General features: G+C 63.2%; 11 protein-coding genes and 1 tRNA gene. 11 read left to right on the top strand and 1 reads right to left on the bottom strand.

Annotation, left to right across the window (positions count from 1 at the left end):
* Positions 1-82: 82 nt before the first annotated feature.
* From miaA to DT069_RS09960, 11 genes are all read left to right on the top strand, one after another.
* Positions 83-1,066, top strand: a complete 984-nt coding sequence (miaA, locus tag DT069_RS10010) for a tRNA (adenosine(37)-N6)-dimethylallyltransferase MiaA (protein ID WP_425450139.1) — start codon at positions 83-85, stop codon at positions 1,064-1,066.
* Between the two features lie 175 nt (positions 1,067-1,241).
* Positions 1,242-2,996 (top strand): acetolactate synthase 3 large subunit, encoded by a 1,755-nt coding sequence (locus DT069_RS10005; protein ID WP_119460173.1) that lies wholly within the window; start codon positions 1,242-1,244, stop codon positions 2,994-2,996.
* Positions 2,997-3,026: 30 nt separating this feature from the next.
* Positions 3,027-3,530, top strand: a complete 504-nt coding sequence (gene ilvN, locus DT069_RS10000) for an acetolactate synthase small subunit (protein ID WP_425450138.1) — start codon at positions 3,027-3,029, stop codon at positions 3,528-3,530.
* A gap of 71 nt (positions 3,531-3,601) precedes the next feature.
* On the top strand, positions 3,602-4,621 hold the full coding sequence (gene ilvC / locus DT069_RS09995) for a ketol-acid reductoisomerase (protein ID WP_119460171.1): 1,020 nt from the start codon (positions 3,602-3,604) through the stop codon (positions 4,619-4,621).
* A 434-nt stretch (positions 4,622-5,055) separates the two neighbouring features.
* A complete protein-coding gene (locus DT069_RS09990; protein ID WP_119460170.1) occupies positions 5,056-6,609 on the top strand; it encodes a 2-isopropylmalate synthase in 1,554 nt (517 codons plus the stop codon).
* A 77-nt stretch (positions 6,610-6,686) separates the two neighbouring features.
* Positions 6,687-7,727 carry a rod shape-determining protein gene (locus DT069_RS09985; protein WP_119460169.1) on the top strand — a complete coding sequence of 347 codons (1,041 nt, stop codon included), beginning with the start codon at positions 6,687-6,689 and terminating at the stop codon, positions 7,725-7,727.
* Between the two features lie 114 nt (positions 7,728-7,841).
* Positions 7,842-8,711 carry a rod shape-determining protein MreC gene (gene mreC, locus DT069_RS09980; protein WP_119460168.1) on the top strand — a complete coding sequence of 290 codons (870 nt, stop codon included), beginning with the start codon at positions 7,842-7,844 and terminating at the stop codon, positions 8,709-8,711.
* 9 nt (positions 8,712-8,720) lie between these two features.
* Positions 8,721-9,236 carry a rod shape-determining protein MreD gene (gene mreD, locus DT069_RS09975; protein WP_119460167.1) on the top strand — a complete coding sequence of 172 codons (516 nt, stop codon included), beginning with the start codon at positions 8,721-8,723 and terminating at the stop codon, positions 9,234-9,236.
* A 1-nt stretch (position 9,237) separates the two neighbouring features.
* Positions 9,238-11,109 carry a penicillin-binding protein 2 gene (gene mrdA / locus DT069_RS09970; protein WP_119460166.1) on the top strand — a complete coding sequence of 624 codons (1,872 nt, stop codon included), beginning with the start codon at positions 9,238-9,240 and terminating at the stop codon, positions 11,107-11,109.
* A gap of 189 nt (positions 11,110-11,298) precedes the next feature.
* Positions 11,299-11,374, top strand: a tRNA-Lys gene (locus DT069_RS09965).
* Complete coding sequence (locus DT069_RS09960; protein ID WP_425450137.1) at positions 11,363-12,430, top strand: sulfotransferase domain-containing protein; 1,068 nt, start codon at positions 11,363-11,365, stop codon at positions 12,428-12,430. The genes DT069_RS09965 and DT069_RS09960 overlap by 12 nt, the downstream gene beginning before the upstream one ends.
* A 492-nt stretch (positions 12,431-12,922) precedes the next feature.
* Here the strand turns inward: DT069_RS09960 and DT069_RS09950 are convergent, their stop codons facing one another.
* Positions 12,923-13,384 (bottom strand): Lrp/AsnC ligand binding domain-containing protein, encoded by a 462-nt coding sequence (locus tag DT069_RS09950; RefSeq protein ID WP_119460164.1) that lies wholly within the window; start codon positions 13,382-13,384, stop codon positions 12,923-12,925.
* Between the last annotated feature and the right edge of the window lie 65 nt (positions 13,385-13,449).

Genomic DNA, 13,449 nt, shown 5'->3' with positions numbered 1-13,449 from the left:
GTAGGGACGGGTTTCAAACCCGCCCCTACATACGGATGTGGGCCGGACGGAAATCGAAAATAAACGCGCGGCGACGCGGGCGGTGGTCATCGCGGGCCCGACGGCGAGCGGCAAATCTGCGATCGGCCTCGCCGTCGCCAGGGCTCTCGACGGTACGATCATCAATGCCGACAGCATGCAAGTTTATCGCGAGCTATCGGTCCTGACCGCCCGGCCGGACGCGAGCGACTGTGCCGCGGTGCCGCACCGCCTCTATGGATTTCTCCCGGTCGCCCAGCCCTACTCGGCCGCGCTCTGGCGCGAACGGGCGTTGGAGGAGATCGCCGCGGCCTCAGCGGCCGGACGGCTTCCGGTGGTGGTCGGCGGTACCGGGCTCTATCTGCGGGTGCTGATGCGAGGGCTGGCGCCCGTGCCCGAAATCCCGCTGGCGGTGCGCGCGGCGACGCGGGCAAAGCTGGCCGATATGGGAGGCGAGGCCTTCCACCGAGAACTGGCCCGTCGCGACCCGGCCATGGCGGCGCGGCTCAACCCGAGCGACCGGCAGCGGCTGGCGCGCGCCTGGGAGGTGCTGGAGGCGACCGGACGCTCGCTCGATGCGTGGCAGCGCGAGCCGGCCACGCCGACAAGTGGCTCGCCGGGTGCCTCCCTGGGCGGTGCCCCGGACGATTCCCCGGGCGATCCCCTGGGCGATCTTCAATTCACCAGCTTCGTCGTGGCGCCGGCGCGGGCCGCGCTTTATGCGGCCTGCGACGCCCGTTTCCTGCGCATGCTCGACCAGGGCGCCTTGGTCGAGGCCGAGCGTGTCGATGCGCTCGGGCTCGATCCGCAGCTCCCTGCCATGAAGGCCCTGGGAATCCCTGAACTCCGCCGCCACATTCATGGCGAGCTGACGCTCGTCGAGGCGACGACCGCGGCGCAGCAGGCAACGCGGCGCTATGCCAAGCGGCAGATGACCTGGTTCCGCCATCAGATGGCCGACGCCCATCGATTGGAGGTGGATGGTTCCGCGGCGCAATATTCGGAAAGGTTGGCAGACGAGATCTGCAACATAATTCGTCATTATTGATTGACCGTTCCGGATCGAAGGCCTAGGCTACGGTGCAGTGCGAAAGCCGACAGGCTCCGCATGATGCCATTAACCGGAATATCGCCGCTGGATCAGGGGTTTACCGCGGCGCAGCATGGGCGATCGGCAACCAGGCCGATCGCGTCGAAACGCATGTCATAGCGAGGACGAGACGATGACGCAGGAATTGACGGGAGCAGGAATTGTCATCAAGGCTCTGGTGGACCAGGGCGTTGATGTCGTATTCGGCTATCCGGGCGGCGCCGTTCTTCCGATCTATGACGAGCTGTTCAAGCAGAATGCGCTGCGTCATGTCCTGGTTCGGCACGAGCAGGGCGCGGTTCATGCCGCGGAAGGCTATGCCCGGTCGACCGGCAAGGTCGGCGTCGTCCTGGTGACGTCCGGTCCGGGTGCCACCAATGCGGTCACCGGCCTGACCGACGCGCTGATGGACAGCATCCCGGTGGTCTGCCTGACCGGACAGGTGCCGACTCATCTGATCGGCAACGACGCGTTCCAGGAGGCCGATACCGTCGGCATCACGCGGCCCTGCACCAAGCACAACTATCTCGTCAAGGACATCGCCGATCTGCCGCGGGTCATGCATGAGGCGTTCTACGTCGCCCGTAGCGGCCGGCCCGGACCGGTCGTGGTCGACCTACCGAAGGACATCCTGCAGGGCAAGGGCGCCTATCCCGACGGTATCGACGTGGAGCGTCGCAGCTACAAGCCGCAGACCACGCCCGACGCCGATCGGATCGAGCAGGCAGTGGCGCTGATGGCCTCGGCCAAGCGGCCGCTGTTCTATTGCGGCGGCGGGGTCATCAATTCCGGCCCCGAAGCGTCGGCCCTGCTGACCGAGTTCGTCCGGATGACCGGCTTTCCCTGCACGCTGACCCTGATGGGGCTCGGCGCCATGCCGGCCTCGGACCCGCATTTCCTGGGAATGCTGGGCATGCACGGCACCTACGAGGCGAACCTGGCGATGCATGACTGCGATGTCATGATCAATATCGGCGCCCGGTTCGACGATCGGGTGACCGGCAGGTTGACCGCCTTCTCGCCGAACTCGAAGAAGATCCATGTCGACATCGATCCGTCCTCGATCAACAAGAACGTCCGGGTCGACCTTCCGGTCGTCGGCGACGTCAAGCTGGTGCTCGAGGCGATGATCGCGGCCTGGAAGCGGACGAAGGCGCGGCCCGACGCGGCGGCGCTCGCCGAGTGGTGGCGGAGCATCGAGCAATGGCGCGGGCGCGACTGCCTGCGTTACAAAAACTCGGACAAGATCATCAAGCCGCAATATGCCCTGCAGCGCCTGCAGGCGGCGATCGGGGACCGTGACTTTTACGTCACGACCGAAGTCGGTCAGCATCAGATGTGGGCGGCACAGTTCCTCCGGTTCGAGAAGCCCAATCGCTGGATGACCAGCGGCGGGCTCGGCACCATGGGTTACGGCCTGCCGGCGGCGGTCGGCGTGCAAATGGCGCATCCCGACGCGCTCGTCGTCGACGTCGCCGGCGAGGCATCGATCCTGATGAACATCCAGGAGATGTCGACCGCCGTCCAGTACAAGCTGCCGGTCAAGATCTTCATCCTGAACAATCAGTGGATGGGGATGGTGCGGCAGTGGCAGGAGCTTCTGCATGGCGGGCGCTATTCGGAGAGCTACACCGAATCCCTGCCGGATTTCGTGAAGCTGGCCGAGGCGTTCGGCGCCGTGGGCTTGCGCGCCCAGAAGCCGGACGAGCTCGACGACGTCATTCGCGAGATGATCGCCGTCAAGGCGCCGGTCATCGTCGATTGCTGCGTCGACCAGACGGAGAACTGCTTCCCGATGATCCCATCGGGCGCGGCGCACAATGAAATGCTGCTCGGGCCCGATGATGTCGCGAAGCCAGTCTCCGAAGAAGGCATGGTTTTGGTCTAACCGTGGCATCTGGGACTGGAGCGCTATCCGGTGGAAGCAATCGAACGACATACGATTTCCGTTCTCGTCGATAACGAGGCCGGAGTCCTCGCCCGGGTCATCGGCTTGTTCTCGGGCCGCGGCTACAATATCGAAAGCCTGACGGTGGCCGAGGTCGACATGGCGAGGCACCTGTCGCGTATCACCATCGTCACCTCGGGCACGCCGATGATCATCGAGCAGATCAAGGCACAGCTCGGCCGCCTCGTGCCCGTCCATAGGGTCAGCGACCTGACTAACGAGGGGCCGCATCTCGAGCGCGAGCTGGCGCTCGTCAAGGTGAACGGGACGGGGGACAAGCGGATCGAATCGCTGCGGATCGCCGATATCTTTCGCGCCCGTGTGGTCGACAGCACCCTCGAGTCCTTCGTCTTCGAGATGACCGGATCGCCGGAGAAGCTCAACGCTTTCATCAACCTGATGCAGCCGCTGGGCCTGGTCGACGTTTCGCGCACGGGCGTCGTTGCCATTGCGCGCGGGCCGGAGGCGATCTAAAACAGCGCCTTCCGTAGCCGAAACACTGTTTTCCGCAGGCTGGCCTCTGCCGTTTTCAATGGGGATTTCCGATGCGCGTTTATTATGACCGTGATGCCGATGTAAACCTGATCAAGGGCAAGAAGGTGGCCGTCGTCGGCTATGGCAGCCAGGGCCACGCCCATGCCCTCAACCTCAAGGACAGCGGCGTTAGCGAGGTCCGGGTAGCGCTGCGGCCCGGCTCGGCCACGGTCAAGAAGGCGGAGGCCGCCGGCCTCACGGTCATGTCAGCCGCAGACGCCGCGAAATGGGCGGATGTCGTGATGGTGCTGACCCCCGACGAATTGCAGGCGCAGCTCTATCGCGACGATCTCGCGCCGAACATGAAGCAGGGCGCGGCGCTCGCCTTCGCGCACGGCTTCAACATCCATTTCAAGCTGATCGAGCCGCGGCCCGACCTCGACGTCTTCATGATCGCGCCCAAGGGTCCGGGCCACACCGTCCGCTCCGAATATCAGCGCGGCGGCGGAGTGCCCTGCCTGGTGGCGGTGGAGCAGAATCCGAGCGGCAATGCGCAGGAGATCGCCCTCTCCTATGCCTGCGCCCTCGGCGGCGGCCGTTCCGGAATCATCGAGACCACCTTCAAGGAAGAGTGCGAGACCGACCTGTTCGGCGAGCAGGTGGTTCTCTGCGGCGGCCTCTCGGCCTTGATCACCGCCGGGTTCGAAACCCTCGTCGAGGCCGGTTATGCGCCGGAGATGGCTTATTTCGAGTGCCTGCACGAGGTGAAGCTGATCGTCGATCTGATGTATGAGGGCGGCATGGCCAATATGCGCTATTCGATCTCGAACACGGCCGAGTACGGCGACTACACGCGTGGGCCGCGGGTCGTTACCCCGGCAGTCCGAGAAGAGATGAAGCGGATCCTCGAGGACATCCAGTCAGGCCGCTTCGCCCGCGATTGGGTGCTCGAGAACCAAGCCGGACAGCCGAGCTTCAAGGCCACCCGCCGGCGCCATGCCGAGCATCCGATCGAGGAGGTCGGCGCTCGCCTGCGGGGTATGATGCCGTGGATCGGCGCCAACCGCCTCGTCGACAAGAACCGGAACTGATCCCGTCGGCGATCCATGATCGTAGGGGCGTCCCTGTGTGGGCGCCCCGATCGGGCGTTTTGTGTGCGATCGGACGGCCACATAGGGCCGGCCCTATGCTACGCGCATTTGGGACCTGGTCCCGCTCTTCACAACACTGAACAAAGGACTTGTTAACCTTAGCGTGGCAGGGTTACAAAATATCGGACCCGCCACGGTCTTTCGAACAAACAGGCACAGCCATGTCCTTGCCGCGTTTCAGCAGCCTCTCCAGGGCGTTCGCCGATGCTTTACGCCCGGCTGCTCCGGTTCGGGCGGCTTGCCTCTGTCCCGTCCTGGCTTCCGGTGATCAAACCCTTCCTAGGCACCCCTGAGCGCCTCCGTAGCCGGCAACAGGCGCTCGGAGGATGTCTTGTCCGCCGCGCCGCGTTGCCTGAAGACGGAGGGGTGATCCCATGAGTCACACGATCGACAGCAACCGCGTTATCATTTTCGACACGACCCTGCGCGACGGCGAGCAGTCGCCCGGCGCCTCCATGAATCTGGAGGAGAAGCGGCGGATTGCGATGGTTCTCGAGGAACTCGGGGTCGACGTCATCGAAGCCGGTTTCCCGATCGCATCGAACGGCGACTTCGACGCCGTGCGCGAGATCGGCCGAACGGTCCGTGGCGCCACGGTCGCCGGACTGGCACGGGCGTCGAAGAAAGACATCGATCGCGCCTGGGAGGCGCTGTCCGGCGCCGCCCGGCCGCGCATCCACACCTTCATTTCGACCAGCCCGCTGCATATGAAGTATAAGCTGCAGATGGAGCCGGAGGCCGTCCACCAAGCGATCGCGGACAGCGTCGCCCACGCGCGAAATCGGTGCGACGACGTCGAGTGGTCGCCGGAGGACGGGTCGCGCACCGAGCATGATTTCCTGTGCCGTTGCGTCGAGACGGCGATCAAGGCCGGCGCGCGGACCGTCAACATTCCTGATACGGTCGGATATGCGGTGCCGGAGGAGTTCGCGGCGCTGATCGCGATGCTGATGAACCGGGTGCCGAACATCGACAAGGCGATCATCTCCGTCCACTGCCACAACGACCTCGGCCTGGCCGTCGCGAACTCGCTTGCGGCGGTGGGCGCGGGCGCGCGGCAGGTGGAATGCACGATCAATGGTCTCGGCGAGCGGGCGGGCAATGCCGCGCTGGAGGAGATCGTGATGGCGCTCAGGACGCGCCACGACAACCTGCCTTACAGCACCGGCATCAATACCGAGATCATTACCAAGGCCTCGCGGCTGGTTTCGACCATCACCGGCTTCGTGGTGCAGCCGAACAAGGCGATCGTCGGCGCCAACGCCTTTGCGCATGAATCGGGTATTCATCAGGACGGCATGCTGAAGCATGCCGGGACTTATGAGATCATGACTCCCGAATCGGTCGGCCTCAACCGCTCGACCCTGGTGATGGGCAAGCATTCCGGCCGCCACGCCTTCAAGGAGAAGCTGAAGGAGTTGGGCTTCGACCTCGGCGACAACGCGGTCGAAGAGGCCTTCCGGCGCTTCAAGGATCTGGCCGACAAGAAGAAGGACGTGTTCGACGAGGATATCGTCGCGCTGGTCGATGACGAGGTCGGCCGCAGCAACGATCGGATCCGGTTTGTCTCGCTGCAGGTGATCGCCGGATCGCGCGGGCCGCAGAAGGCGGAGCTCGAGCTGCAGATCGACGGCGCGGTGCACACCACGACGGCGATCGGGGCGGGCCCGGTCGACGCCACCTTCAACGCGATCAAGCAGCTCTTCCCGCACGAGGTCAGATTGCAGCTTTATCAGGTGCATGCGGTGACCGCAGGCACCGACGCGCAGGCCGAAGTCACGGTCCGGCTTGAAGAGAACGGCAAGACGGTCAACGGCCAAGGCGCCGACACCGACACGCTTGTCGCTTCTTGCCGGGCCTATATCCACGCTTTGAACAAGCTGCTGACGAAGCGCCAGAAGACGGCGCCGGCAGCGCTTTCCGCTTGACGGTTCAAGGATAAACAACGGGGCTGTCGCCGCGATGGGCGGCAACACCGGCCATCGTTTATTACGAGTGAGGTTTCATGTTCTCTAGATTACTGGGCATGCTGTCCGCCGACATGGCCATCGACCTCGGCACGGCCAATACGCTGGTCTATGTCAAGGGGCGCGGGATCGTCTTGAACGAGCCGTCGGTCGTGGCCATCGCCGAACTCCGAGGCAAGAAGCACGTGCTTGCAGTCGGCGACGAGGCCAAGATGATGCTGGGCCGCACGCCCGGCAACATTTCCGCCATCCGGCCGCTGCGAGACGGCGTCATCGCCGACTTCGAGGTGGCCGAGGAGATGATCAAGCACTTCATCCGAAAGGTGCACAACCGTCGCAGCTTCGCCAGCCCGCAGGTCATCATCTGCGTGCCGTCGGGTTCGACCGCGGTCGAGCGACGGGCGATCCAGGAGTCGGCGGAAAGCGCCGGCGCCCGGCGTGTGTTCCTGATCGAGGAGCCTATGGCGGCGGCGATCGGCGCCGGACTGCCGGTGACCGAGCCGACCGGCTCCATGGTCGTCGACATCGGCGGCGGCACGACCGAGGTGGCCGTGCTCTCGCTGGGCGGCATCGTCTATTCCCGCTCGGTCCGCGTCGGCGGCGACAAGATGGACGAGGCGATCATCGGCTATATCCGCCGCAATCACAATCTGCTGGTCGGCGAGGGAAGCGCGGAGCGGATCAAGAAGGAGATCGGCTCGGCCTGCCCGCCGGACGACGGTGACGGGCAGGTCATGGAGATCAAAGGGCGCGATCTGATGAACGGCGTGCCGAAGGAGCTCGTGATCAGCCAGCGTCAGATCGCCGACAGCCTGGCTGAGCCGGTCGGCGCGATCATCGAGGCGGTGAAGGTCGCGCTCGAGCACACCGCGCCGGAACTCGCCGCGGACATCGTCGACAAGGGCATCGTGCTGACCGGTGGGGGCGCACTGCTCGGCAACCTGGATTTCGTCCTGCGCCACTCGACCGGCCTGCCGGTCTCGATCGCAGACGATCCGCTGTCCTGTGTTGCTCTGGGAACGGGGCGTTGTCTGGAAGAAATGAAGACATTGAAGAATGTTTTGATAAACATGTATTAGTTGCATTACGGAGCGGTTGAGGTCACCATTACTACAGCACTGATTTCTATTGGTTATTTTTTCCTGAACGGCAGCAGGATCCGTCCGCTGTAAGCATCGTCGGGGAGGGGGACGATGAAGTCACACGCAGGATCAATGCTGCGTTTCGCATCTCCGCTGAAGGCCTGGAGTCAGCGTTTCACGCTTGCCCTCTTGATCGGCGCGTCCGTCGCGCTGATGCTGCTCGACCGGGCCGACAGCATCATCATCGAACGCACGCGCGCCGCCGTCGTGGATGCCATCAGTCCGATTCTCGATGTCCTGTCCCGACCGGTTTCGGGCGCGGCTGAGATCCTTGAGAATGTCGGCGAACTGGCGAATCTGAGAGAGGAGAATGCGCGCCTCCGCGAAGACCGGGCGCGGCTTCTGCAATGGCAGTCGGTCGCCCGCGAGCTGGATGCGCAGAATCAGGCTCTTCGCGAGCTACTGAACCTTGTGCCCGATCCGCGGGCCCGATTTATCTCGGCGCGGGTGATCGGTAACACCGCCGGTCCCTTTGTCCGCTCGGCCCTGGTCACTGCCGGCTATCGCGACGGAGCCCGAAAGGGGCAGGCGGTGATGACGGGCGAGGGATTCGCCGGCCGGGTTTCGGAGGTGGGCCGGCGGTCCGCGCGGATCCTGCTGCTGACCGATATCAACTCCCGCATTCCCGTGCTCGTCGAGCGGACGCGCGAGCGCGCCGTGCTCGCCGGCGACAACACGAATTCTCCGCACCTGCTTTATCTGCCGCCGAACTCCGGAACGACACCGGGCGACCGGATCGTCACATCGGGTCACGGCGGCATTTTTCCGCCGGGGCTTCCGGTCGGGGTCGTGAGCTCCGCCGGTGAGGACGGAGTCAGCGTGCAGCCTTTCGTCGATTGGAGCCGCGTCGAGTATGTCCGGCTGGTCGATTACGAACTGCCGGGCATCCTCCTATCTCCCTCTGGGCACCGGCCGGATTGAAGCCGCACCGTGAAGTCATCGCTGTGGCATCATCTCGATCTGGTGGCGCGTACCCTCTGGCCGTTCACCCTTACGGTGCTGCTGCTGATCCTCGGGATCGTGCCGCTACAGATTCCGCATCTGGCGCCGGTCAGCCCCGGATTCGCGCTGATCTCGGTTTACTATTGGGCGCTCCATCGCCCGACGATTCTGCCGGCCCCGGCGGTGTTCCTGGTCGGCGTACTCAATGACTTCTTTGGCGACGCGCCCGTCGGCGTCGGCGTGCTGGTGCTGCTGATCGTTTACGGTATCATCGTCTCACAACGCCGCAACTTTCTGGGCGCCCCCTTCGCTCTCGTCTGGCTCGGCTTCGCGGCGGTGGCGGCAGGGGCAGCCTTTGCCGCCTGGGTGATCAGCAGCCTGCTGTTCGGAACGGTGGTCGATCCACGCCCCGCCATCTTCGACTGCCTGCTGACCGTGGGGCTCTACCCGGCCGTGGCGCATCTGTTCGCGCGCGCGCAGCGCGGTCTGTCGAGGCGGGACTGACATGCGGCAGGATCAACAGCGCTATCGCATCTTCACGCGGCGGACCGCGCTGCTGGCCGGTGGAAAGGCACTGCTGCTGTCCACCTTGGCCGGGCGGATGTACTATCTGCAGGTCCTCGAATCGGAGAAATACACCGTCCTGGCGGATGAGAATCGAATCAGCCTCAAATTGTTGCCGCCGCCGCGCGGTCGAATCGTCGACCGGTTCGGGGTGCCGATCGCAAGGAATGACCAGAACTACCGCGTCGTCATCGTTCCGGAACAGACACCCGACCTCGAGGTGACGCTGCGCGATCTCGCGCGGATCATTCCCCTGAGCGAAGACGAATACATCCGGATCCTGCGCGAGGGCGTCCATCGGCGCGCCTTCGTTCCAATCACCGTGCGGGACAACCTTGCCTGGAATCAGGTCGCGCAGATCGAGGTGAACGCGCCGGACCTGCCGGGCGTCAGCATCGAGGTCGGGCAAACGCGCGATTATCCGTTCGGTGGGCTGACGGCCCACGTCGTCGGCTATGTGGCGGCTGTTTCGGAGGCGGACCTGACCGGAGAGCCGCTGCTCGAACTGCCGGGGTTCCGGATCGGCAAGAGCGGGATCGAGAGGCAGTATGACGGGGTCCTGCGCGGCTCGGCGGGAACCAGCCAGGTGGAAGTGAACGCCGTTGGCCGAATCATCCGCGAGCTGTCGCGCGACGAGGGCCAGCCGGGAAAAGACCAGGTGCTGACGATCGACATGGCGCTCCAGCAATATGTCCAACAGCGCCTCGCCACCGAGCACAGCGGATCGGCCGTCGTGCTCGATATTCACAGCGGTGGCGTCCTGGCGCTCGGCTCGACGCCGACTTACGACCCTAACGCCTTCAACCGGGGCATCAGCTCGCAAAGCTGGAATAGCCTGATTTCAGATCCGTTCCGTCCGCTGAACAACAAGGCGATCGCCGGTCAGTACGCGCCCGGCTCCACCTTCAAGATGATCGTCGCGCTCGCTGCGCTGGAGGCCGGTATCGCTCCCGGCGAAGAGGTCTTCTGCCCGGGATTCATAACCCTCGGCAATGCCCGGTTCCATTGCTGGAAAGCGATTGGCCACGGGCATGTCGATATGATCGGCGGCATCAAGCATTCCTGCGATGTCTACTTCTACGACATCGCGCTGCGCGTCGGGATCGAGGCGATCGCCGCGATGGCCCGCCGGTTTGGCCTCGGAGAGGAAACCGGTCTCGACCTTCCGGGCGAGCGCCCGGGATTGATCCCCGACCGGGACTGGAAACTCGGCAACATCGGCAAGCCGTGGCAGCTGGGCGAGACCATGGTTACCGGGATCGGGCAGGGCTTCGTCCTGACTACGCCGCTGCAGCTCGCGCTGATGACGGCGCGGATCGTAAACGGCGGATATGCGGTGAAGCCGTTCCTGACCCGCCCCTCGGTCTTCCACGGCGCGCCAGAAACGCCCGCGCAGCCGCCTTTTCCATCCCTCGGCTTCGCCCCGGGAAGGCTGGAGCTGATTCGTGAGGCAATGGATCAGGTTTCCAATCACCCGCGAGGCACGGCCTATGGCGCACGAATCAAGGAGGCGGGCATGGCAATGGGCGGGAAGACCGGGACCGCCCAGGTCCGACGCATCACCATGAGCGAGCGGGCCACCGGGGTGAGGAAGAACGAGGATCTGCCCTGGAACCAGCGCGATCACGCGCTGTTCGTCGGCTTCGCGCCGGTGCAGGCCCCAAGCTACGCGGTTGCCGTCGTGATCGAGCATGGTGGCGGCGGGTCAGCCGTGGCCGCGCCGATCGCCCGCGACATCCTGATCGAGACACAACGGCGCGATCCCAGCCGGCAGGTTCCGCCGCGACAGGTGGCGGGGATCGACCCCGGATGAACGCGGCGACACGGAGAGCGCCGCCGCCTCGGCAGGAGGGTCGCGGCGAGGACAAACCGTCACCGGACCGCATCGGCCAAAGCTATCGACAAAGCAGGGCTGCTTTGCTATACCGCCCGTCTTTCCAGACCCACTCCGGTCGGCCGATGCTGTGGCCGAGGGGAGACTCGGCGGTCGGACAGGGTTTTGGGGCGCATAGCTCAGTTGGTAGAGCAGCTGACTCTTAATCAGCGGGTCCAAGGTTCGAGTCCTTGTGCGCCCACCAAAATCCCAAGGCTTATCAGTTATTTACGAGGCGGATGTGTCCAAGCTCCGACGCATCCGCCCTGCTGTTGTATGGGCTGTCGATAGTATCGCCGTTGTACGGACCAGACCTGCTAAATTGAGGCGATCCGATTTGTTGGATTTTGAAACACGATTGGTTCTGCTCCTAAGGCGGAAGAGCTTCTGGAAGCGCATCTCTTCGCGAGTGCGGCAATGGGAGGTGGAGCGCGATCGAGACTATTATACGGTGCTGTCATATCCCAAGTCAGGGCGGTCTTGGTTGCGGTTTATGCTATGTCACATTGAAAGCGCTATAAGCGGACGACCTTTGGGGCGCTATATTCATGGTGTTGTCAACCGACGGCGCAAAGAGCCAAAGTTCTATTACGTTCACGGCGTGTCGCCGCATCAAGACTTAAGCGGTTATCACTATGAGCGGCTTTGGTACAACCCGCCCGCGGGTGTTATATTTCTGGTAAGAGATCCAGTAAAGGTCGTTGCTTCATTCTATGCGCACCTGAAAACCAAGAAGTTTTTTGGTATCCGTTTGGATGAAGGATGTCGATTTAAAAATTTTATTGCCGACCCCAAAATCGGTATTCGCAGATATGAAGAGTACTTAGCATTTTATGTGCAGAGCATCCGCAAGTCGGGCGTTCCGGTGCTGATGCTGCGATATGAAGACCTCTTGGCTGATACTAAGCATGAGTTGGGGAGAATCTTGAGATTCTCAGAGCTTCCCGCAAATGAGGCCGTCATTGGCCAAATTGTCGAAGCTGCTTCTTTCGAAAAAATGCGAGCGGCGGAGGAGCAGAATCTCTATAAGGCGGCATGGCTCGCTCCCGGCAAAAAAGGTGACGCTTCCTCACTGAAAACCCGGGGTGCATTTAGGAAGGGCCGGTATGTCGAGTACGAAGATGAAGAGCGTGCGCTTGTGGAAGCCATTTTGAAGCGCAGCCCAATTTTTAAAGCTTTCGGCTATTCCGCAGAAGGCATAGGGCCGTATCATGAGGCCGACGTGTATGATGCGATTACGGCATATTCGGAGACTGTCTGACGTCAGCGCCTGTCAAGAAGACCGTGCGGGATATGACGCCTGACCGCGCGCCTAATCTGTTGCCGCGATACAATATGACCCTGACGCGGACAGCAGCCTGACGCGGAACCCTCCGGCCCGGCCGCTTCGCTCCCGTAGTGGATGCAGCACGCCATCCGGCTCTCACTGCGATTCACTTAGTCCCTAGGTAGATGGATTCGCGACGTTAGCGCTTGGCGGGTGCAACATGGCTGCAGCGCCAGCGGCGGGCGTGGTCGGACACGCTGGACGCGTGTTTGGCCATCCGGGCCTTACGTCCCGGACGGAGCAATCGTGCCGCGAGCGCTTGGCCTCAGCTCGTCCAAGACGATAGCCGCACTCGCCGAACGCGCGGTAGGATTGATGATCGCCGAGCGAGGTATTTGACCGCGGACGTGATGGTGCCGAGGTTTCGGGCGGGGCCGGCGCCGCGCCCAGGCCAATGCCGACCATGGGCAAGTCATGTCAGGCACTCTAAATCGGCAGCGGGCCGTCATTCTTTACTTCTTCAATCACCGGGTAGGTGCGGGTTTCGCTGACGCCTGGCAAGGAAAGCAGGACCTCGCCCAGGAAGCGGCGATAAGTGATCATGTCGGGCAGACGGGCCTTTATGAGGTAGTCGAACCCACCGGCAACCATATGGCATTCCAGCACTTCCGGCGTCCTGCTGACGGCCTCGGCAAATTTGTCGAAGATGTCCGGCGTTGTCTTATCGAGCGACACTTCGACAAGGACCAGCAATCCCAGCCCGAGGCGGTGCGGGTCGAGCCGCGCGCCGAAGCCGGCGATATAGCCTTGCCGCTGCAATCGCCGCAGCCGGTCGCTCATCGAGGTAGGTGCAAGCCCGACTCTGTTCGCTAGTTCTATATTGGAGATTCGGCCGTCGGCCTGCAGCTCATTGAGGATGCGACGATCAATTCCGTCCAAATCCGCCATATATACGGCTCCATACGAATATTTCACGATTCATACGGCATGTTGCCTAATATAGCAATGGTTAT

It is taken from the genome of Virgifigura deserti (assembly GCA_003576685.1).
Taxonomy (GTDB): Bacteria; Pseudomonadota; Alphaproteobacteria; order Dongiales; family Dongiaceae; genus Virgifigura; species Virgifigura deserti.
Note: the sequence above shows the minus strand (reverse complement) of the source record. Positions and strands in the feature narration are given on the sequence as shown.

Bases quoted from the DNA above. Each gene is read 5' to 3' on its own strand.
- mreC (WP_119460168.1), top strand. From the start codon at position 7,842: ATGAAGTCACACGCAGGATCAATGCTGCGTTTCGCATCTCCGCTGAAG.
- ilvC (WP_119460171.1), top strand. From the start codon at position 3,602: ATGCGCGTTTATTATGACCGTGATGCCGATGTAAACCTGATCAAGGGC.
- mrdA (WP_119460166.1), top strand. From the start codon at position 9,238: ATGCGGCAGGATCAACAGCGCTATCGCATCTTCACGCGGCGGACCGCG.
- DT069_RS09950 (WP_119460164.1), bottom strand. From the start codon at position 13,384: ATGGCGGATTTGGACGGAATTGATCGTCGCATCCTCAATGAGCTGCAG.
- DT069_RS09985 (WP_119460169.1), top strand. From the start codon at position 6,687: ATGTTCTCTAGATTACTGGGCATGCTGTCCGCCGACATGGCCATCGAC.
- DT069_RS09990 (WP_119460170.1), top strand. From the start codon at position 5,056: ATGAGTCACACGATCGACAGCAACCGCGTTATCATTTTCGACACGACC.
- DT069_RS10005 (WP_119460173.1), top strand. From the start codon at position 1,242: ATGACGCAGGAATTGACGGGAGCAGGAATTGTCATCAAGGCTCTGGTG.